Annotated in this window: 21 protein-coding genes; 15 read left to right on the top strand and 6 right to left on the bottom strand. The window is 67.9% G+C overall.

Annotated elements, in window-relative coordinates:
- Positions 1-111 precede the first annotated feature (111 nt).
- The 7 genes from EAO27_RS01420 (at position 112) to EAO27_RS01390 (ending at position 5,829) form a co-directional block, all read left to right on the top strand.
- The gene (locus EAO27_RS01420) at positions 112-570 is read left to right on the top strand and encodes a sulfotransferase family protein (RefSeq protein WP_242776368.1); all 459 of its coding nucleotides are present in this window, start codon (positions 112-114) and stop codon (positions 568-570) included.
- Complete coding sequence (locus EAO27_RS01415) at positions 567-1,415, top strand: glycosyltransferase (protein ID WP_242776366.1); 849 nt, start codon at positions 567-569, stop codon at positions 1,413-1,415. The genes EAO27_RS01420 and EAO27_RS01415 overlap by 4 nt, the downstream gene beginning before the upstream one ends.
- Positions 1,394-2,212 carry a sulfotransferase gene (locus tag EAO27_RS01410; RefSeq protein WP_242776364.1) on the top strand — a complete coding sequence of 273 codons (819 nt, stop codon included), beginning with the start codon at positions 1,394-1,396 and terminating at the stop codon, positions 2,210-2,212. Before EAO27_RS01415 ends, EAO27_RS01410 begins: the two co-directional genes overlap by 22 nt.
- Complete coding sequence (locus EAO27_RS01405; protein ID WP_242776362.1) at positions 2,209-2,964, top strand: sulfotransferase family 2 domain-containing protein; 756 nt, start codon at positions 2,209-2,211, stop codon at positions 2,962-2,964. Before EAO27_RS01410 ends, EAO27_RS01405 begins: the two co-directional genes overlap by 4 nt.
- Positions 2,965-3,024: 60 nt before the next feature.
- Positions 3,025-4,044, top strand: a complete 1,020-nt coding sequence (locus EAO27_RS01400; RefSeq protein WP_242776360.1) for a LacI family DNA-binding transcriptional regulator — start codon at positions 3,025-3,027, stop codon at positions 4,042-4,044.
- A gap of 140 nt (positions 4,045-4,184) precedes the next feature.
- The gene (locus tag EAO27_RS01395; protein ID WP_242776358.1) at positions 4,185-5,375 is read left to right on the top strand and encodes a GGDEF domain-containing protein; all 1,191 of its coding nucleotides are present in this window, start codon (positions 4,185-4,187) and stop codon (positions 5,373-5,375) included.
- Positions 5,376-5,532: 157 nt separating this feature from the next.
- Positions 5,533-5,829, top strand: a complete 297-nt coding sequence (locus EAO27_RS01390) for a hypothetical protein (protein ID WP_242776356.1) — start codon at positions 5,533-5,535, stop codon at positions 5,827-5,829.
- A 74-nt stretch (positions 5,830-5,903) separates the two neighbouring features.
- Here EAO27_RS01390 and EAO27_RS01385 read toward each other — a convergent pair whose 3' ends face one another.
- Positions 5,904-6,374: a MarR family winged helix-turn-helix transcriptional regulator gene (locus EAO27_RS01385; protein WP_242776354.1), complete on the bottom strand. Its 471-nt coding sequence runs from the start codon at positions 6,372-6,374 to the stop codon at positions 5,904-5,906.
- Between the two features lie 250 nt (positions 6,375-6,624).
- Between EAO27_RS01385 and EAO27_RS01380 the strand changes: the two genes are divergently transcribed.
- Positions 6,625-8,961: an EAL domain-containing protein gene (locus EAO27_RS01380; RefSeq protein WP_242776352.1), complete on the top strand. Its 2,337-nt coding sequence runs from the start codon at positions 6,625-6,627 to the stop codon at positions 8,959-8,961.
- Between the two features lie 27 nt (positions 8,962-8,988).
- On the opposite strand, the gene EAO27_RS01375 is transcribed toward EAO27_RS01380, so the two are convergent.
- Complete coding sequence (locus EAO27_RS01375) at positions 8,989-9,675, bottom strand: RNA polymerase sigma factor (protein ID WP_242776350.1); 687 nt, start codon at positions 9,673-9,675, stop codon at positions 8,989-8,991.
- Positions 9,672-10,334, bottom strand: coding sequence for a GTP cyclohydrolase I FolE (gene folE, locus EAO27_RS01370; protein WP_242780380.1), 663 nt, complete (start codon positions 10,332-10,334; stop codon positions 9,672-9,674). The genes EAO27_RS01375 and folE overlap by 4 nt, the downstream gene beginning before the upstream one ends.
- A gap of 116 nt (positions 10,335-10,450) precedes the next feature.
- On the opposite strand from folE, the gene EAO27_RS01365 reads away from it, so the two are divergent.
- Together EAO27_RS01365 and EAO27_RS01360 are read left to right on the top strand one after the other, a co-directional pair.
- On the top strand, positions 10,451-10,981 hold the full coding sequence (locus EAO27_RS01365) for a DUF4142 domain-containing protein (RefSeq protein WP_242776348.1): 531 nt from the start codon (positions 10,451-10,453) through the stop codon (positions 10,979-10,981).
- Positions 10,978-11,304, top strand: a complete 327-nt coding sequence (locus EAO27_RS01360; RefSeq protein ID WP_242776346.1) for a hypothetical protein — start codon at positions 10,978-10,980, stop codon at positions 11,302-11,304. The genes EAO27_RS01365 and EAO27_RS01360 overlap by 4 nt, the downstream gene beginning before the upstream one ends.
- A gap of 22 nt (positions 11,305-11,326) precedes the next feature.
- On the opposite strand, the gene EAO27_RS01355 is transcribed toward EAO27_RS01360, so the two are convergent.
- A complete protein-coding gene (locus EAO27_RS01355; RefSeq protein ID WP_242776344.1) occupies positions 11,327-11,959 on the bottom strand; it encodes a hypothetical protein in 633 nt (210 codons plus the stop codon).
- A 617-nt stretch (positions 11,960-12,576) separates the two neighbouring features.
- On the opposite strand from EAO27_RS01355, the gene EAO27_RS01350 reads away from it, so the two are divergent.
- Positions 12,577-12,849, top strand: coding sequence for a type II toxin-antitoxin system ParD family antitoxin (locus tag EAO27_RS01350; RefSeq protein ID WP_242776343.1), 273 nt, complete (start codon positions 12,577-12,579; stop codon positions 12,847-12,849).
- Positions 12,846-13,217: a type II toxin-antitoxin system RelE/ParE family toxin gene (locus EAO27_RS01345; protein ID WP_242776341.1), complete on the top strand. Its 372-nt coding sequence runs from the start codon at positions 12,846-12,848 to the stop codon at positions 13,215-13,217. The genes EAO27_RS01350 and EAO27_RS01345 overlap by 4 nt, the downstream gene beginning before the upstream one ends.
- Here EAO27_RS01345 and EAO27_RS01340 read toward each other — a convergent pair.
- A complete protein-coding gene (locus EAO27_RS01340) occupies positions 13,113-14,588 on the bottom strand; it encodes an AAA family ATPase (RefSeq protein WP_278190152.1) in 1,476 nt (491 codons plus the stop codon). The two genes, EAO27_RS01345 and EAO27_RS01340, sit on opposite strands and share 105 nt — an antisense overlap.
- A 547-nt stretch (positions 14,589-15,135) precedes the next feature.
- Here EAO27_RS01340 and acnA point away from each other — a divergent pair.
- From acnA to EAO27_RS01325, 3 genes are read left to right on the top strand one after another with little or no spacing between them, the layout of a single operon-like run.
- Positions 15,136-17,808, top strand: coding sequence for an aconitate hydratase AcnA (gene acnA / locus EAO27_RS01335; protein WP_242776337.1), 2,673 nt, complete (start codon positions 15,136-15,138; stop codon positions 17,806-17,808).
- Positions 17,809-17,823: 15 nt separating this feature from the next.
- Complete coding sequence (locus EAO27_RS01330) at positions 17,824-18,129, top strand: ribosomal protein L7/L12 (protein ID WP_242776335.1); 306 nt, start codon at positions 17,824-17,826, stop codon at positions 18,127-18,129.
- A 22-nt stretch (positions 18,130-18,151) separates the two neighbouring features.
- Positions 18,152-18,427, top strand: a complete 276-nt coding sequence (locus EAO27_RS01325) for a hypothetical protein (RefSeq protein ID WP_242776333.1) — start codon at positions 18,152-18,154, stop codon at positions 18,425-18,427.
- A gap of 225 nt (positions 18,428-18,652) precedes the next feature.
- Here EAO27_RS01325 and EAO27_RS01320 read toward each other — a convergent pair whose 3' ends face one another.
- Entirely contained in the window at positions 18,653-20,107 is a 1,455-nt protein-coding gene (locus EAO27_RS01320) for an amidohydrolase family protein (protein ID WP_242776331.1), read from the bottom strand.
- Positions 20,108-20,134: the final 27 nt, after the last annotated feature.

Raw genomic sequence — 20,134 nt, 5'->3', positions numbered from 1 at the left:
CTGCGCACGACATTGCGTCCTTTGCTGGCGCCAAATGACTGGGAACAGTGCACTTTGTTTGAAAAGCGCTTTTTCCCCGTCGCACCACTTGCAGCATTTGGCCATGGTCATTTGTCGTTTCGCGACGTCGAACCCTTCCTTCTGCCCGGGCAGTGGGACCGCATGACGAGCTTCGCGGTCGTCCGCTCGCCCTTCGACCGCTTCCTCTCCTTCGCGCGCTTCGCGTGGCGCGGCGGCGACGCGATGACGCGCGACCCGCTCGGCACGATGAAGGCGGCGCTCACCGACCCCGCGCGCCGCGACCATATCCTGCTGCGCCCGCAGCATGAATTCGTCTGCGACGCCGAGGGCCGCGTCCGCACGACGCTCCTCCTCCGCCACGAAAGCCTCGCGGCGGAGATGGTGCGCCTGTCGGCGGCGCTCGGCGCCCCGCTGGCGCCGCTCGAAGCGGTCAATGTCTCGCCCGAAACCCCGGGCGCCGTGCTCGACGCCGAACTCGCCGAGCTGATCCGCACCCGCTATGCGCGCGACTTCGCGCTGTTCGGCTACGACCCCGCGGCGGCGCCGTGAGCGCCGCGACGCTCGTCACCGTCTCATCGCCCGACTTCCGCGTCGGGACCGAGGTGATGCTGGCGAGCTTCCTCGCCGCCAACGCCTGGTTCGACGGCGAGATACTGATCCTCCACAGCCGGCTGACCGCCGCCGACGAAGCCGCGCTCGCCGCCGCCTTCCCGCGCCTGTCGTGCCGCCGCGCGAGCCCGCGGCTCGCCGCCGCGATCGACACGCTCGTCGCCGCACACCCACATCTCGCCACGCGCCGCGACCGCTTCCTCAGCCTCGAGACGCTGCTGCTTCCGCCCGGCGGCAAGGCGCTCTTCTGCGACAGCGACATGCTGTTCCGCGGCGACATCGCGCCGCTGCTCGCGATCGACGCGCCGCTCGTCGCCGCACCCGACGCCGCGATGCTGCGCGGCAATGTCCGCGCCCCCGGCACGCTCGCCGAGGTCGCGCCGGCCGACGGCGCGCGCGCCGCGAGCTTCAACGCCGGGCTGCTCGTCCACGACCCCGCCGCCGCGGGCGCCGCGACGGCCGACGCGCTCTGGCCGCTGCTCGATCCCGAAGCCTGGTCGCGCATCGCGTCGCAGCACACCGACCAGGCCGTGTGGAACCTGCTGCTGCGCGACCGCGTCCACCTTGTCGGCACCGAATTCAACCTGATGATGACGCACCGCCGGACGAGCTTCGCGCACGAGCCGGTGGCGGTCGATGCCGCGCGCGTCCTACATTTCAACGGCCCCGCCAAGCCGTGGCGCCCCGACCGCCACGCCGACGCGATCGCGCGCGACCCCGCCTATGCCGAGGCGTTCGACCTGTGGATCGCGGCGCGCGCCGCGTGGCTGCGGGCGCGGCGATGATCGCCGGCGCGGCGGGCGCGGTGCGGCGCCACCTCTTCCTGCTCGCGCCGAACAACAGCGGCTCGACCTTCCTTGCCGCCGCGCTCGCCGGCTGCGCGCGCGCCTGGTCGCTGCCGCGCGAGGGACAGCATGTCGCGGGTTTCCACGGCCCCAGCTCGCGCGGCACCGGCACCCGCCTGCTGTGGGCGGCGACCCCCGCGTCGATCGCCGCCTTTCGCGACCCCGCCGCCTATGACTGGACGCGCACCCGCCGCGCATGGGATTTCCACGCCCGCGCCGCGCAGGCCGACGCCGACACGCTCGTCGTCGCCTCGCCGCCCTTCCTGCTGATCGCCGACGCGCTCGCCGCCGAATTTCCGGGCGCCGCCTTCCTGATCATGGTCCGCAACCCCCATGCCGTCGCCGAGGGCATCCTGCGCCGCGCCGCCGCCGCGGGCCCCGTCGCGCCGGGCGACAGCCTCGCGACCGCCGCGGCGCGGCACATCGTCGCCGCGCTCGCCGCGCAGGCGGCGAATATCGCGGCGCTCGGCGACCGCGCCGCCGTCTTTACCTATGAAGAAATGTGCGCCGATCCCGCGGCGGTCGCGGCGCGTATCGCCGCGCTCGTGCCGGGCTTCGACGACCTCGACCTTGCCCGTCCGCGCGCGGTCAAGGGGCGCTATGACGAACCGCTGCGCGACATGAACGCCGAACAGATCGCGCGGCTGACCCCCGGCGAGATCGCCGACCTCGATGCCGTCTTCGATGCCCGGCGCGACCTGCTCGCCGGCTTCGGCTATGCCGCCGGCGCGGCATGAGCGATCCCGGCCGCCCGCTCTGGATCTTCCTCCACGTGCCCAAATGCGGCGGCACGACGCTGAAGGCGCACCTCGAGCGCCATTTCACGATGGACGAGCAACTCGTCGACTTCACCCACTGGGGGCGCAGCTATCGCACAAGGCACGGCCGCCCCGACTTCGCCGACCGCCCCGCCGCCGAGCGCGCGCGCGCCGAGGTGCTGGCGGGGCACCACCTCGACCTGCGCATCCGCCAGCTTGTTCCCGGGCCGCGCGAGGCGCGCTTCATCACGGTGCTGCGCGACCCCGCCGAACGCTGCGTCTCGCTGTATAATTTCCGCTGGAGCCGGGGGCATGCGCCCGACGATTTCGAGCGCTGGTACGAGGGCTGGTATCGCGAGCGCCAATCGGACTTCATGGTGCGTTTCTTCGCCGAAACGCTCTATGGCGCCGACCTGCCCGCCGACCCCGCACAGCAACTGGCGATGGCGCAGCAGATGCTCGGCCGCTGCTGGTTCGTCACGACGACCGAACATTGGAACGCGGGGCTCGATTTCCTGTGCGACGCGATGGGCATTCCCGCCGGCTGGCGCCGCCACCGCACCGCCGACGCGGCCTCGACGCTCCCGGAGTCGCACCCGGCGCGCGACGAAGCGCTCGCGCGCCGCGTCACGCTCGACGACGCGCTGCGCGCGCGCATCCACGCCGATTCGCCGGGCGACGTCGCGCTGGTCGCATGGGTGCGCGCGCACGGCTGGTCCGCCGCCGATTGACAGCGGCGGCGGCGCGGGCGAGAGCCGCGCCCGACAGACGCGCGGAAAGGGAAACAAGGGATGGTCACGGCCAAGATGCTGCGCCCGACATCGTTCGACGTCGCCGAGCGCGCGGGGGTGTCGCAATCGACCGTGTCGCGCGCGCTGCGCGGCAGCCCCGGGGTCAACGCCGAGACGCGCGCGCGCGTGTCGGAGGCGGCGCGTGCGCTCGGCTATGTCGTCGACCGCCACGCCTCCAGCCTGCGCCTGAAAAGCAGCGAGACGATCGCGCTCGTCACCATCTGCCGCCCCGGCGAGGATCGCAGCGCGATCAACCCCTTTTATTTCGCGCTGCTCGGCAGCATCGCCGAGGCGACCTCGGCGCGGCGCTTCAACCTGCTCGTCAGTTTCCAGGAAGGCCCCGACAACTTCCGCGCCGATTTCGTCGCCTCGGGGCTCGCCGACGCGATGATCGTCATCGGCACCACCAGCAACGACGCGGCGTGGGATTATTTTGCGCAGGCGCAGGCGTCGGGCCTCGACTTCGTGTGCTGGGGCAGCCCCGGCGATCCCTTCCACTGGATGCGCAGCGACAATGACGCGGGCGGCCGCCTTGCCGCCGCGCACCTGGTCGCGCAGGGACGCCGCCGCATCGCCTTCATCGGCCCCGCCGATTCGGCGCAGCGCCAGTTCGACGAGCGGCGCGAGGGGCTGACCGCCGCGCTCGCTGATCACGGGCTGGCGCCGATCGTCTGGCCCGCGATCCCCGCCGCCGACCGCCATGCGCAGGGCGTTACCGGCGCGCGTGAGCTGATCGCCGCGCACCCCGACGTCGACGCGATCTTCGCCGCGACCGACATGCTCGCGCTCGGCGTGCTGCAGGGCCTCAAGGAAAGCGGCCGCCGCGTGCCCGAGGATGTCGCGCTGATCGGTTTCGACGGCATCCGCGCCGGCACCCTCGCCGACCCGGCGCTCACGACGATCGAGCCCGACCTCGAGGCCGCGGGCGAAGCGCTCGTCGCGATGGCGCTCGAGGACGACCTGCATGCCCGCGACGGCACGCGCGTCCCCGTCCGGCTCGCGCTGCGCGGGACCGCCTGACCGCCGCGGCCCCTGCCCGACCTCCGCGCTCAGCGCCGCCCCTACCCACCCACCCGCGCGCCTTGCGGCGCGCACCGGGCGCTCGTAACCAGTCGTTAGCCTTGCGCTGGCAAGGGTCGGGGCAGAGAGGCAGCGAGGATTTGTCGGGACAGCTTTTCATATCCCTGCTCAACCCGGGCATCGGCGTCCTGCTGTCGGTCGCCTTCCTGCTGCTGTGGCGCCACCGCCGCGACCAGCACTATCTGCTGCTCGCCGCGTGGAGCTATGCCGCGATGGCGGCGGGATTCCTGATCCAGGACCTGGTCCCCGCGCTGCCGCACGAGTTGCAGCGGCTGCCCTCGAACCTCGCCTTCCTCGCCACCGGCTGCCTGCTCGTCGCCGCGACGATCGGGCGCTACGACCTCCCCGTGCCGTGGCGGACGCTGGCAATGCTGTCGACGGTCGCGACGGCGATCTTCCTGTGGTTCCTGCTCGCCATGCCGAGCATCACCGGCCGCATCCTGACGATCAGCATCGGGCTCGGCCTCATCGCCGCGCAGATTCCGCTCGCGCTGCGCCGCGCGCCGCGCGCGCACCTGATCGACCATATCCTGTTCTGGGTCGGGGTGCTGTCGGCGGCCAATTTCCTGATCCGTCCGCTGCTGATCGTCGCGCTGACCGGCGGCTTCGCCAATTATGACGGGTTCCAGCAGTCGGTCTACTGGACCACGGTCCAGTTCAGCCAGGCGATGATCTCGGTGATCTTCGCGCTCAGCCTGATGGTCGCGGCGGCGATCGACCTGACCGCCGAGCTGCGCCAGCAGGCCGAAAGCGACGAGCTGTCGGGCCTGCTCAACCGCCGCGGTTTCGAAGCGGCGGCGGGCCGCGCGGTCCGCGCCTGCGCCGACGACGGGCGCGCCGCGGCGCTGCTGATCGCCGACCTCGACGATTTCAAGGCGGTCAACGACACCTATGGCCACGCCGTCGGCGATGCGATCATCGCCGCGTTCGGCGCGCACGCGCGCGCGACCGCCCCCGCGGGGACGATCGCGGGCCGCATCGGCGGCGAGGAATTCGCGCTGCTGTTGCCCGGCACCGCGATCGAGGCCGCACGCGCGCTGGCCGAGACGATCCGCACCGGCCTCGCCGCCGCGTGCACCGACCGGCTGCCCGCCGGGCTGCGCCCGACGGTGAGCATCGGGCTCGCGGTCGCGGTGCCTGGCGCGGGGCTGTCGCGCCTGATGCGCGAGGCCGACCAGGCGCTTTATGCCGCCAAACGCGCCGGGCGCGACCGCGTCCGCACCTTCACCCCCGCGGCAATCGACGACCCGCGCATCGCCGCCGCCTCCTGATCGGGCAAGCCCCGGTCGCGGGCACGCATCCCCGCCCTCCCTTGCAGCCCCTTCGCCGCAAAGCCGCGCTTTCGCGGCGCGGAGCTTTTGTGCATTGCACACTAACCATCCATATAATAATATAGCTTAGTATCTAGGCTTCGAAGGGGTTTTCATCATGCGTATCGCCACCATCCTCGCTCCGCTCGCGCTGCTTGCCGCGGCCCCGCCCGCGCTGGCGACCGACACCGCGGCACCCGCCGCCGCCGCGCTCGAACGTGCGCCGCGCGAGGGCGAGGTGCTGCGCGACGCCAAGGCGCGCATCGTCGGCAAGGTCTATCGGGTACAGCCGTCGGGCGGCGTGCTCGCGATCGTCAACCGCGAAACGGTGCGCATCCCCGCCGACACGCTGAGCATCGTCGACGGCAAGCTGGTCACCTCGCTGACCAAGGCCGAGGCGCTCAAGCGCAAATAAGGCTCCAAGCCCGTCCCGTTTCGGGCGATGCGAAACGGGGCGGCGCGGCCTGCCGGTCCCGCCGGTCTCCCCTCTCAATCCGGATCGGGACGGCAGGCCACTGCATCAATCGCGTCGCCGCCCAGATTGGCGGTGATGCGGCCCAGCATCGCGTGGAGCAGCGCCTGCTCCGCCGCGTCGAAACCCGCGAAGGCGGCTTCCTCTTCCTCGGCGCCGATGCGCGTCAGTTCGTCGATCACCGGATCGATCGCGGCGGTCAGCCAGATGCGATGCGCGCGCCGGTCGGCAGGATCGGGGCGCCGTTCGACCAGCCCCGCCTCGACCAGCTTGTCGATCGAGCGGCCGACGGTCACCTCGCCCACCTCGAGCAGTTCGGCGACCTGCCGCTGCGTCGCGCCGGGGCGCCGCCGCACGCACGCGATCGTCTGCCACTGCGCGCGCGTGAGCCCCAGCGCGCGGGCGCGCCGGTCGAAGCGCAGCCGCAACATGCGCGACAGCTTCATCACCTTCATGCCCAGCGCCTTGTCGTCGTCGACCGCCTGCACGCGCGCTCCTTCCCCCCGATCGCGCGACTGTTGCCGACAAGCCGGCGGCGGCGCAAGCCCGATGCATCGCGCCGGCGGCGGGCGCCGCGGCCGCGGGGCGGCGGCGCCGGCAAGTAACGGCCCCGCTGTATTCATTCGATATTATTTGGGGTCCCCGAAAAAATGCCGGAAACTACTTTCCGGGGCGCGGAAAAATAAGCATGTATTAACGCGTTTTGGCGACATCTCGCACGGGGACCAGGGGGAATATATGTTCAGCGTCCTCGAATGCGTGGTGTACCAACATGATCCGCGGCTGGTCCTGATCGCCGCGCTCGTCTGCATCCTCGGCAACATCTGCCTCTTCGTCGTCCTCAACCGGTCGACCTTCTGCGTCGAGACGCGCCGCCGCCACTGGCTCGTGGTCGCCGCGATCGCGCAGGGAGTCGGGGTGTGGGCGACGCATTTCGTCGCGATGCTCGCCTATCGCGGGTCGATGCCGATCCGCTTCGACATGTCGCTCACCCTGCTGTCGGTGGCGATCGCGATCGGCTTTTTCTGGTGCAGCTTCCGCCTGCTCGGCAAGGCGCCGACGCTGCGGCGCAGCGCCGCCGCCGCGGCGATCGCCGCCGCCGGGGTCGGCGCGATGCACTCGACCGGCATGGCGTCGATCATCGCGCCCGCGCGCGTCACGATCGACCATGGCACCGCGCTCGTCGCGCTGCTGCTGTGCGGGCTCTGCTTCTGGGCCTCCTTCGCGGCCTTTGCCCGGACCAGCGGCTGGCGGCGGGTGATCGCGCCCGCGACCTTCGGCGTGCTCGCGGTGGTCATCCTCCACTTCACCGCCATGTCGGCGACGACGCTCGTCCCCGATCCGACGCGCGGCGCCGCGCTCGACGCCGCGGGCAGCCGCGAATGGCTCGTCCCCGCGATCGTCTTCGCCAATCTCGCGCTGATCGTCCTCGCGCTGTTCGGCTCGCTGATCGACCGCTGGCTCACCGACGCGCACGGCCTCGCCGAAGCGACGCTCGAGGCGCTCGCGATCACCCACGACGGCCGCATCGTCGAGGTCAACCACCAGCTCGCGGCGCTGCTCGGGGTCAGCCCCGGAGCACTGATCGGCAGCGCCCCCGCCGACTGGTTCGTGCGCCTCGACGGCACCCCCTTCGCGGCGCCCAACGGCCATTCGGTCGAGGCCCGGCTGCGCAGCAGCGTCGACGAGGACCAGATCCTCGAAATCGCGACGCAGACGATCGAATATCGCGGGCGCGGCTGCCAGGTGCTCGCGATCCGCGACCTGTCCGACCGCAAGCGCGCGCAGCGCGCGATCGAGCATATGGCGTCGCACGACCCGCTCACCGACCTCGCGAACCGCGCGTGGTTCGTCCACGCGCTCGACCGCGCGATCGCCGCGCGCGAGCCCTTTGCGCTGCTCGCGCTCGACCTCGACCGCTTCAAGGCGGTGAACGACATTTTCGGGCACGCCGCGGGCGACGACATCCTGTGCCGCGTCGCCGACCTGCTGCGCGCCGCGGTGCGCGGCGACGACGTCGTCGCGCGCGTCGGCGGCGACGAATTCCTGATCATCCAGTCGGCGGTATCCACCCCCGACGACGCGCGCCGCCTCGCGAGCCGCATCCTCGAAAATCTCGCGGTCGAGATGGACGTCGCGCGCGATCCGATGGCGGTCGGGATCAGCATCGGCGTCGCGCTGTATCCGCAGGACGGCGACGATGCCGAAACGCTCCAGCGCAACGCCGACACCGCGCTCTACCGCGCCAAGAACAACGGCCGCGGCGGCGCCGCCTTTTTCGACCAGGAAATGGACGCCGTCGCGCGCGAGCGCCGCGCGCTCGAGCATGACCTGCGCCACGCGATCACCCGCGGCGAGCTGCGCCTCGTCTTCCAGCCGCTCGTCGCCACCGCCTTCGGCTCGATCGTCGGCTATGAAGCGCTGCTGCGCTGGGACCATGCGACCCGCGGCGAGGTGCCGCCCGACGATTTCATCCCGATCGCCGAGGATATCGGCGCGATCGTCCAGATCGGCGAATGGGTGCTGCGCGAGGCGTGCACGATCGCGGCGGGCTGGCCCGAGAATATCTCGGTCGCGGTCAACGTCTCGACGATCCAGTTCCAGGTGCCCAACCTGCCCGCGATCGTCCGCGACGCGCTCGACCGCGCGGGGCTCGCGGCGCACCGGCTCGAGCTCGAGATCACCGAAACCGCCTTCCTGCGCAACCGCCAGAGCGCGCTCAAGGCGCTGCACGAGATCCGCGCGATGGGGGTGCGCGTCGCGATGGACGATTTCGGCACCGGCTATTCGTCGCTGTCGAACCTCAAGGCCTTTCCCTTCGACAAGATCAAGATCGACAAGAGCTTCGTCTCGTCGATCGACGACGATGCCGCGGCGCGATCGATCGTCCGCGCGATCATCGGGCTGGGGCGCAGCTTCAACATGCCGATCGTCGCCGAGGGGGTCGAAACCGAGGCACAGCGCCAGATGCTGCTCGACGAGGGCTGCCCGCAGGCGCAGGGCTTCTATTTCGGGCGCCCCGAAGCCAATCCCTTCGCCGGTGCGCTGTCGGACAAGACGCGCTCGGAGGGCTGAGACCCGCGGCCAACGCCTCCGACGCGGTCAGCCGCACCAGCCGGCGAGCACGCGCGCGGTCAGCGCGTGGCAATCGGCGCCCGCGAACGGAAAGCTGCCGCTCAGCGCCGAGCGGAGTTCGGGCGCCAGCAGCTGCTGCAACCGCCGCCGCGCGCGCAGGCAGCGCGTCTTGACCGTCGCCGGCGCGATGCCCAGCAGCGCCGCGGTTTCGTCGACCGACAGGCCTTCGACCTCGCGCAGCACGAAGGCGGTGCGGAATTCGGACGGCAGCTGGGCGATCGCGGCCTCGAGCGTCGCGCGGATCTGGCCGCGCGCGAGCTCGGCGTCGGGCTTTCCGCCCGCCATCGATCCGCGCATCAGCCGCTCGCGATAGTCGTTGAGGTCGGCGACCGACGCCGCGTCGAAGCGCCGCCGCCGCCGCTCGCGCGCCCGCGCGCGGCCCAGCGCCTCGTTGATCGCGATCCGCGTCAGCCAGGTCGACAGCGACGAGCGCCCGGCAAAGCTGCCGATCGCCGCAAAGCCGCGCATATAGGTGCTCTGCACGACATCCTCGGCCTCCTCGCGCTCGCGCAGCACGCTCCACGCGGCGCGGAACAGCCGCTGGTTGTTGCGTTCGGTGACGACGCGCGCCGCCGCGCGATCGCGCGCCGCGATCCGCGCCGCGAGTTCGAGGTCGGACAGTCCGGCGGGGTCGATCGATGCCTGCGTCGTCATGCGTCCAGCCCCCGATCCCCGCCGCGGCGCGGCAGCGCGTCCAGCAATTCGCGGCGCAGCCCCGCATCGTCGCCAAATTCGCCCAGCCAGCACCGCGTCACCATCGACACGCCGTGCTGCCTGACCCCGCGCGACGACATGCAGCCGTGCCGCGCCTCGATGATCACCGCGACGCCGCGCGGCTGCAACGCCGCGTCGAGCGCGGCGGCGATCTGGCGCGTCAGCCGTTCCTGAAGCTGCAGGCGCCGCGCATAGGCGTCGACCAGCCGCGACAGTTTCGAAATCCCGACCACCCGGTCGCGGGGGCGATAGGCAAGATGCGCCACCCCCGTGATCGGCGCAAGATGATGTTCGCACGTCGACACGAGCGGGATCGAGCGGAGCAGCACGGTGTCGTCATAGCCCGCCGCCTCGCCGAAGGTGCGGCGGAGCAGGCCGCCGGGATCGACCGCATAGCCCGCGAACCATTCGCGCCACGCGCGCGCCACGCGCGCCGGGGTTTCGAGCAGCCCCTCGCGCCCCGGGTCGTCGCCCGCCGCCGCGATCAGCGTGCGCACCGCCGCCTCGATCTCGGCCGCGCCGGGGCGCGGCCGCGCGGCCCCGGCAAAGGCGGTCGCGTCGGGGGCGTTCGCGGCGGGTTCGGGGGCGAGGTCGTACATGGACATGGGCGTCTCCTGCATGGGGCGTGCATTGGATGCCGCGCCGCGCCGCAGGTTCCCGGGCACCTTTTTGCCGCGGCGCCATCCAAGGGGGCGCAACGACACAAAGGAGATATATGATGCTCAAGACGATCCTGTGGTTCGGCGCGGCGACCGCGCTGATCATCAGCGCGCCGCTATCGGCGCACGAAGCCGCCAAGCCCGACGACGCGCAGATCGCGCATGTCGCCTACACCGCAGGGCAAATCGACGTCGACGCGGGCAAGCAGGCGCTCGCCAGGTCGCACAACCCCGCGGTGCGCAGCTTTGCCGAGGCGATGGTGCGCGATCATGCCGCGGTGAACGACAAGGCGCTGGCGCTGGTCGCGCGGCTCGGCGTGACGCCGCAGGCGAATGCGACGAGCAGCGCGCTGTCGGCGCAGGCGGCGCAGAAACACGCCGAACTCGCGGGGCTCGACGGCGCCGCCTTCGACCGCGCCTATGTCGCGAACGAGGTCGCCTATCATCGCACGGTCAACGACGCGCTGCGCGACCTGCTGATCCCGTCGGCGACCAACGGCGAGCTGAAAGCGCTGCTCGAAACCGGGCTGACGCTGTTCAGCGAGCATCAGGCGCACGCCGAACATCTGGCCGCGAGCCTCAAGTGACCCGGGCGCTGCTCGCCGCCGCCGCGCTGGCCGCCGCGCCGCTGATCGGCGGCGCGGCCCCCGCGCCCGCGCCCAAAGTCTACAATGTGGTGATCGACCAGATGAAGTTCGGCGCGGTGCCGCCCGGCGCGCGCGTCGGCGACACGATCCTGTGGGTCAACCGGGACATGTTCCGCCACACCGCGACCGCGCGCGACCGCAGCTTCAACGTCGACCTGCCCCCGGGCAAGAGCGGCCGGACGATACTCAAACGCGCGGGGCGCATCGCCTTCTACTGCGTCTATCATCCGGGCATGACCGGGACGCTGACCGTCGGGCGCTGAGCGCCGCGGCGCCGGCGCGAGATCAGCCGGCGTCGTCCCCGGCGGGCGCGGGCAGTGCGGCGCGCAGCGGCGCTTCGGCCGCCCAGGCTTCGTCGAGTTCGGTCTCGGTCGGCGGCGCGGGGCCGCCGCACGCGGGGCAGCGCGGCCGCTCGGGCTCGTTCCGCCGCATCGCGCGCCGCCGCCGCACCAGGTTGATGCGCTGGATCAGGATCGCGTCGACCTCCTGCTGCGTGACGATGCGGCGCTGCTGCTTGACCCCGTCGTCGAACACGATCCCGCTTTCAAATTCGGCGCGGTCGATGAAACGGTGCCGCACCGCCTCGGGCAGCACGAACGCCGCGGCCTCGGCGGGGGTCATCACCCGTCCCAGCGCGCCCGACAGGTCGCCGCGCTTGATCAGCAGCCGCAACAGATTGTCCGACGGCGTCACCCGCCGCTCAAACTCCTTGCCGCCGCGATAGATGATCGTCTCGCGCCCCTCGACCGCGCGCTGATAGGCGACCGCCTCCAGCCCGCGCAGCGCCTTCGCCAGCGCCTCGGCGCACGCCGCATCGAAGCGCGGGAACAGCGCGCGCGAGCGATTGACCGATGTCGTGCTGACCCCCGCGATCCGCGCCGCATCGGCGACGCACCCCGTCTGCGTCAGCGTGGCCAAGAACACCCGCGTCCGCGCCGCCGTCCACCCGTCCTCGCGAATACGCAGGCCGGGCATCAAGGGATTGGCGTCCCGCGCGCAAACGGCCGCGCCATCGTTACTCCCCTCCCGCAGGCGGGAGGGGGTGGTCGGAGCCCCGTGGCTCCGACCACGGGAGGGCCTGTTGCGCCCCTCACCACCGCCCGAAACCACAACCGCTTCCCCCCGCGAGCCCCGCGCCGCCTTACGCCCCATAACCCCATCTCCCGAATCACCCGGAACGAATCGGAAGAATTTTGAACCTATTTGGACAATTTAGGAAAGCGAAATTTTCCCTGTTCCGTCACCCCGGACTTGATCCGGGGTCCAGGCTGTGGCGGCGTAATGGACCCCGGATCAAGTCGGCATTTATCCCCTTGGCATCCGTGGCTCCTTTATCGTCATTGCGAGGAGCGGAGCGACGAAGCAATCTCCAGCCATCGGCAAGGCAGAGCGATAGCTGGAGATTGCTTCGCTTCGCTCGCAATGACGCCATACGGATGCGAGCGGGATAAACGCCGATCAAGTCCGGGGTGACGAAGCCGACATTGACCACCCCTTCCGCCCCATGATATGACATTGTCATAGGAGAACCCGCCATGGCATCGCGCGCCGAAAAGCCCGTCACCGTCACCCTCGGCCCGCTCACCGCCGCCGCGCAGGATCGCGTCAAATCGGGGCGCTACGCCTCGGTCAGCGAAGTCGTCCGCGCCGGTCTGCGCGCGCTCGACCGCGAGGAAGCGCTGCTCGACGAACTGCTCAAGGCCCGCGTCGCCGAAGCCCTCGCCGACCCCCGCCCCGTCCAGCCCGCCGAAGAGGTCCGCAGCGGCCTTGCCGCCCGCCACGCCAAACGGACGGGCAAAGGCGCTTGACGGCAAGCGTCCGGGTCGTCTGGCGCCAGACCGCCACCGACGACCTCTACCGCCTCTACGACTGGATCGCCGACCGCGCCGATCCCGACACCGCCTTCGCCTACACCAGCGCCATCGAAGCCCACGCGGCCGACCTCGCCACCTACCCGAACCGCGGCACCCCGCGCGACGACCTCGCGCCGGGCGTCCGCACGCTGAACTTTCCGGGGCGGACGGCTATTGCACTTGCCGTCGTAGTTCCGGCCTATGATTTCGTCGCCCCATCAAGCCATAGCACCGGCCACGAATTCGGCAATTTTGTTGAAATCGTCTGGAAGACTTACTCTAAGCGCGGAAATGAGTTCTCGCCTAACGTTCTCTTCGGGTAACGTTAACACCTCTGCCAGAGCAGGAAACTCACAGTGCTTTCCAGCAGCCAAGCATTGCTCGAACATCTCGCGGAGCGACGCCGCATTTGGAACGCCCCAAACGTCGGCCGGTGATTGCTCCCAGCCTTCATCTTGACTGCATAGGGATATCGCTTTTTCAAATAGCCATTTTTCTGGCCATTCGTCACCGGGTAAAAATGACAAACGTGCCGCCACCCATTCGCGAATAGCTTCGCTTTGGGTTGAGAATTTTCCGTCACACATATCAGCGACATCACCCGCGATTCCGACTTTCCCGCTGCGCTGGTCACCGTCCATTATGCAAAGACAACGGCGCCGGTTTTCCATGTATCGCGCAGCCATCAGACGCTTCAAGCTTGAATAGGAGCCAATTTCCATTAGCCGAGTACGCCCTCTCAAACTTTGGTCCATACTCGCTTGGACCATTGCCATCGCAACCTCATCTTCCACAAATATATCTATCTCTTCGGAACCACTACGCCCCATCCGACCGCAAGCGTAATCCGCTGATATTTCAGGGAGAACGTTCGTTTTCCCTCCTATTGGCTCAACAAAGATTCGCGCCTCAGGAGGCAGAGCAGCGAGCACCTCATAGGCATGAGTCGTGCATATTATTTGACACTTCATCTCTAAGCATAGCTCTTTTAATTCCTTCACAAGACGAACCTGAGCCAATTCGTGAAGGCCAAGCTCAATCTCATCAATAATTATTAGACTTCCACTTCCAGAAGAGAATATTGTCGAAAGAATTTCCAAAACAGCACTTTCTCCGGCCCCCATATTGAAACCAGAATAAGCGAGATCTCCAGACTTCACCCTGGGAAGAGAGTATCTTGAGTGTTCAAGATGCTCAAAATCAGAATACTTTTTCCCCAGTATTCTTCCAGCTATGCTTGCAATCTTCTCCCTTACAGAAACATCCAAATCATTTGGCTTAAAGTATGTTCTATATGACTTGTGAGCGGATCGTTCATAATATGGAACCACTCTCTGAACACCATGATATATCACTGTGCGCTTAACACGCTTATCATAGTTGTTCCATTTCCCCCCCTGCTTCTTCTTTCGAACTTGCAGCCCCTCCCTCGGAACGCCGCTCTTCCATCGGTCATGTCGGATGCTGTACGCAATTGCGACACCTTGCGGCCCCACCTCGCCAATAGATTGGATAAAAAAGTCACTAAAAGTATAATACGACTGAACCCTGCCTGGCAGCCTAAATCCATCTGATCCATTATGGAATGCACAAGCAGCTATAGCTAGTATAGTTGACTTTCCAGAACCATTTGTGCCAGCAATTGCTGTAATTGGATATTTAAAATCCATCTCAAACGCACTAAGCCCCCTCATTTTACCAAAAACAAGATGGACCTTACTAAGTGACTGGCGCGTATAGTCATTCGCGAACCATCTAAGGTTCCGCTTGTCCAATTGTGAATACGCGTATGACATCTCGCCCCTCCATCGACACCTGTGTCGAATATCGGCGCCATCTACAAGGGCATACGGCCATACAGCTGGGACTAAAAAACACCCCTTGCTCGACACAACTTGGCGACCGGCGACAATTTCCAGCCTTCATTCAGCTCAAGCACTTGATTCCGGGCCCAACTCAGCAACGTCGAAAAGCTGGACCCCGGATCAAGTCCCGGGTGACGAATAGGAGAAAGCCACACCCCTTTGTGGCTTCGTGGCTTTGCGCGAAAAAATCTTCGCACCCTCGCCATCTCCGCGCCGCCTCTGCGCGAACGAACCTCCCCCACCCCCTTGCAATTCCCCCGCCCCGGCGTAAGGCGTCCCCAACAAAAACCGCGCGCGCGACTCCCGTTTGCCCCGCTCTCCCGATCGGGCTTCGGGCGTCATTTCCCCGCCGCGCCCAACAGGGGACTGCAAGTCTATGACCACCACCGGCCACGACACGCTGGGAACCCGTTCGACGCTCGACGTCGGCGGCAAGAGCTACGCTTATTATTCGCTCGACAAGGCCGCGGCGAAGCTCGGCGACGTGTCGCGCCTGCCCTTTTCGATGAAGGTGCTGCTCGAAAATCTGCTGCGCTTCGAGGATGGCGGCTTCACCGTGTCGACCGACGACGTCAAGGCGCTGGTCGACTGGCAGAAGGACCCGCATTCGAACCAGGAAATCCAGTATCGCCCGGCGCGCGTGCTGCTCCAGGATTTCACCGGCGTTCCGTGCGTCGTCGACCTCGCCGCGATGCGCGACGCGATCGCGACGCTCGGCGGCGACACGTCGAAGATCAACCCGCTGGTCCCCGTCCACCTCGTCATCGACCACTCGGTCATGGTCGACGAATTCGGCCACCCCAAGGCGTTCGAACAGAATGTCGAGATCGAATATTATCGCAACGGCGAACGTTACGACTTCCTGAAATGGGGATCGAAGAGCCTCGACAATTTCAAGGCGGTGCCCCCGGGCACCGGCATCTGCCACCAGGTCAACCTCGAGCATATCGCGCAGGCGGTGTGGTCGAGCGCGGATGCGTCGGGTGAAACCGTCGCCTATCCCGACACCTGCGTCGGCACCGACAGCCATACGACGATGATCAACGGCCTCGGCGTGCTCGGCTGGGGCGTCGGCGGGATCGAGGCCGAGGCCGCGATGCTCGGCCAGCCCGTGTCGATGCTGATCCCCGAAGTCGTCGGCTTCAAATTCACCGGCGCATTGAAGGAAGGCGTCACCGCGACCGACCTCGTGCTCACCGCGACGCAGATGCTGCGCGCCAAGGGCGTCGTCGGCCGCTTCGTCGAATATTTCGGCCCCGGCCTTGCCTCGCTGAGCCTCGCCGACCGCGCGACGCTCGCCAATATGGCGCCCGAATATGGCGCGACCTGCGGCTTCTTCGGCGTCGACGACAAGACGCTCGATTACATGCGCCTGACCGGGCGCAGCGAGGAAAATATCGCGCTGGTCGAGGCCTATGCCAAGGCGCAGGGGCTGTGGATCGTCGAGGGCGCCGCCGACCCGATCTTCACCGAAACGCTCGAACTCGACCTTGCCACCGTCGTGCCGTCGCTCGCGGGGCCGAAGCGCCCGCAGGACCGCGTCTCGCTCCCCGAGGTCGACGACGTGTTCAACGCCGACATGGCGAACACCTACAAGAAGGCGCAGACGCGCGTTCCGGTCGAGGGCAAGGATTTCGACATCGGCGACGGCGACGTCACCATCGCCGCGATCACGAGCTGCACCAACACCTCGAACCCCGGCGTGCTCGTCGCCGCGGGGCTCGTCGCGAAAAAGGCCGACGCGCTGGGGCTGAAGCCCAAGCCGTGGGTCAAGACCAGCCTCGCCCCGGGAAGCCAGGTCGTCACCGACTATCTCGAGAAGGCCGGGCTGCAGAAGCATCTCGACAATATCGGCTTCAACCTCGTCGGTTACGGCTGCACGACCTGCATCGGCAACTCGGGTCCGCTCGCCGAGCCGATTTCGAAGGCGATCAACGAGAACGGCCTCGTCGCCGCGGCGGTGATTTCGGGCAACCGCAACTTCGAGGGCCGCGTGTCGCCCGACGTGCGCGCGAACTTCCTCGCCTCGCCGCCGCTGGTGGTGGCGTACGCGCTGAAGGGCACGGTGATCGAGGATTTCACCACCACCCCGATCGGGCAGGACCAGTCGGGCAACGACGTCTTCCTGAAGGACATCTGGCCGACCAACCAGGAAGTGGCCGAGACGGTCGCGGGCGCGGTCGATCGCGACATGTTCGAGGCGCGCTACGCCCATGTCTACAAGGGCGACGAGCATTGGCAGAAGATCGAGGTCGAGGGCAGCGACACCTATCAGTGGCGCGCGGGATCGACCTATGTCGCCAACCCGCCCTATTTCGAGGGCATGACGATGACCCCGGCGCCGGTCGCCGACATCGTCGACGCGAAGCCGCTCGCGATCCTGGGCGATTCGATCACCACCGACCACATCAGCCCCGCCGGCAGCATCAAGGCGGACTCGCCGGCTGGAAAATGGCTGATGGAACATCAGGTCAGCAAGGCCGACTTCAACAGCTACGGCGCGCGCCGCGGCCACCACGACGTGATGATGCGCGGCACTTTCGCCAACATCCGCATCCGCAACGAAATGGTCCCCGGCATCGAGGGCGGCATGTCGCGCTACGGCGCCGAGGTCATGCCGATCTATGACGCGGCGATGCGCCACAAGGCCGACGGCACGCCGCTCGTCGTCATCGCGGGCAAGGAATATGGCACCGGATCGTCGCGCGACTGGGCGGCGAAGGGCACCAATTTGCTGGGCGTCCGCGCGGTGATCGTCGAGAGCTTCGAGCGCATCCACCGCTCGAACCTCGTCGGCATGGGCGTGCTGCCGCTGCAGTTCCTTGAGGGCCAGAGCCGCGAGACGCTGGGCCTGACCGGCGACGACCAGTTCACCATCACCGGCGTCGCGGATTTGAAGCCGCGCCAGACGGTCACCGTGAACGTCACGCGCGCCGACGGTTCGACCTTCGCCTTCGACACGCTCTGCCGCATCGATACCGCGAACGAGGTCGAATATTATATGAACGGCGGCATCCTGCACTACGTGCTGCGCAAGCTGGCCGCATAAGGAAAGGCGGGGACGATGGGCGCCTTGATCCCCTTCGTCCTCGGCCTGCTGATCGGGGTCGCGCTGACGCTCTTCCTGCTCCGCAAGAGGCGCGAGGACCGGCGCGACCTCACCGCGCCGCCCCCGCGCGCGGCCCCGCGTCCGCCTGCACCGCCCCCGATGGCCCGCGTCGGCGACGCGCATATCGACGACGACGAGATCCGCGACCTGATCCGCCAGAATCGCAAGATCGAGGCGATCAAGCGCATGCGCGAACGCACCGGACTGGGCCTTGCCGAGGCGAAGGACGCGGTCGAGGCGCTCGAACGCCAGATGCGCTGACGGCCGGCAGCGAACCCACCGGATGGCGCCCTTTTCCATCGCGATCGAGGTCATCGGCTGGGCCGCCGCCGCGATCATCCTCGCCGCCTATGTCCTGCTCTCGCTCGGCAAGCTCGAAGCGCGCGGCTATCTCTACCAGTGGATGAACGTCGTCGGCGCAGGCGGCTTCATCATCAATTCGGGGTATAATGGCGCGCTGCCCTCCGCAGTGCTCAACGTGATCTGGGCCGCGATGGGGCTGTTCACGCTGTGGAGCGTATGGCGCGCGCGGGTCGCCGCGCGCGCGGCGGTGCCCTGAACGCGATCATCGCCGCGACCCGGGGCCCTCCAAAGCAGCGCGCGTAAAATTCGCATCATGCCCAAGTCCGTTTGTGCTGAGCTTGTCGAAGCACCGTTCTTTCCCGAGGCGTCAAAAGGAAAGGACGGCCCTTCGACAAGCTCAGGGCGAACGGTTCATAATAGACGCACGATGCTCCAACGGCGCTTTCCGGACAGCCCCCTCGCTGGGGGCGCGGGGCGATGGCTATTTCGGCGACGCCGCATCCCATGCCGCGACTCTGGCCTTCGTATCGGCCAGCATCGCGTCGAGCGCCGCGCGATCGAGCACCTCGCCGCGCATCACCACCGTATCGATCGCGCGCGTCGCCGCGATATCCTGAAGCGGATTTTTCGTCAGCAGCACGAGGTCGGCGGCCATGCCCGGCTTCACCGCGCCGTAACGGTCGAGCCAGCCGAACCATGCCGGCCCCGCGCGCGTCGCCGATGCGAGCGCCTGCGCCGGGGTCAGCCCCTTTTCAACGAACAGCGCGATCTCGTCGTGCAACCCGAAGCCCGGATAGTTGAAACTGTTGAGGAAACCCGCGTCGGTCCCGGCGATGATCGGCACCCCCGCCTCGGCGAGCATCGGCAGGATCGTGCCCATATCGTCGATATGCTGGTGCCGCGCCGCGATCGTGGCGGCATCGGCCTTCGCCGCGCGTTCGACGCGCCAGGCATAGGTCTGGCGCAGTTTCGGCCCGATATAGGCGAGCCCCGCATCCTTGCTGTGATCGTCGCGGTCGAGCCAGGCGATGATCCGGCTGCCGTTGAGCGTCGGCGTGACCGACACGCCCTTGGCAGCGAAGCGGCGATAGGTCGCCATCGCGGTGTCGCGGTCGAAGCCGGCGTCGAGCCGGCGGTTCGCCTCGGCGCGATCGATGCGCCCCGCGGCATAGTCGGCAGCGATCGCGGCCTCGTCCTTCGCCCCGGCATTATAGGCATAGTCGAGATGCTCGATCGAGCTGATCCCGGCATCGACCGCCTGTTCGGTGGTCAGCGCCATCGGGATATGCCCCGACGTGCGCAGCCCGAGCGCCTTCGCCTGCTGGAGCGCATAGAGGAACAATTCGGGCTTGAGCGTGCTGTCGGTGATCTTGACGAAATCGACCTTGTCGCGGTTTTTCAGCCGGTCGAGCGCGGCATCGACGTCGGCGGTGCTGCCGACCTCGATCGTGCCTTTCCACAGCGGCGCAATCCCTTCGATCTTGGCTCCCGAGGTCAGCAGCCGCGGCCCGAACAGCGCGCCGCGGGCGATCTCGCCGCGCCAGGCGAGCACCTGATCGGGCAGGTCCCCCGATGCGTCGCGGATCGTCGTGATGCCGTTCGCGACATAGAGCGGCAGCAGGGCGCGATTTTCTTCGATCAGATCGGGGCCGCCGCCGAAATGAACGTGCATGTCCCACAGGCCGGGGATCAGATATTTGCCGCCCCCCTCGACCGTTCGCGCGGCGCGCCAGTCCTTTGCGATCGCCGCATCGGCGCCGACCGCAACGATATCGCCGCCCAGCAGGACGACCGCCTGCCCCGGCTCGGCCTTCGCCTTCTCGACATCGATGACCGTCACATGGCGGATGACGACGTCGCCCTGCCGCGGCGCGGCGAGCGCAGGCGAACCCGCAACAAAAAGAAGCGAAGCGAAAGCGGCAAGCAGATGTTTCATGGGGGCGACCTTTCCGAACCGGAAAGC

The sequence above is a fragment of the Sphingopyxis sp. YF1 genome (assembly GCF_022701295.1).
GTDB lineage: Bacteria > Pseudomonadota > Alphaproteobacteria > Sphingomonadales > Sphingomonadaceae > Sphingopyxis.
The sequence above is the reverse complement of the archived record's forward strand: the minus strand, read 5'-3'. Positions and strand labels throughout refer to the sequence as shown.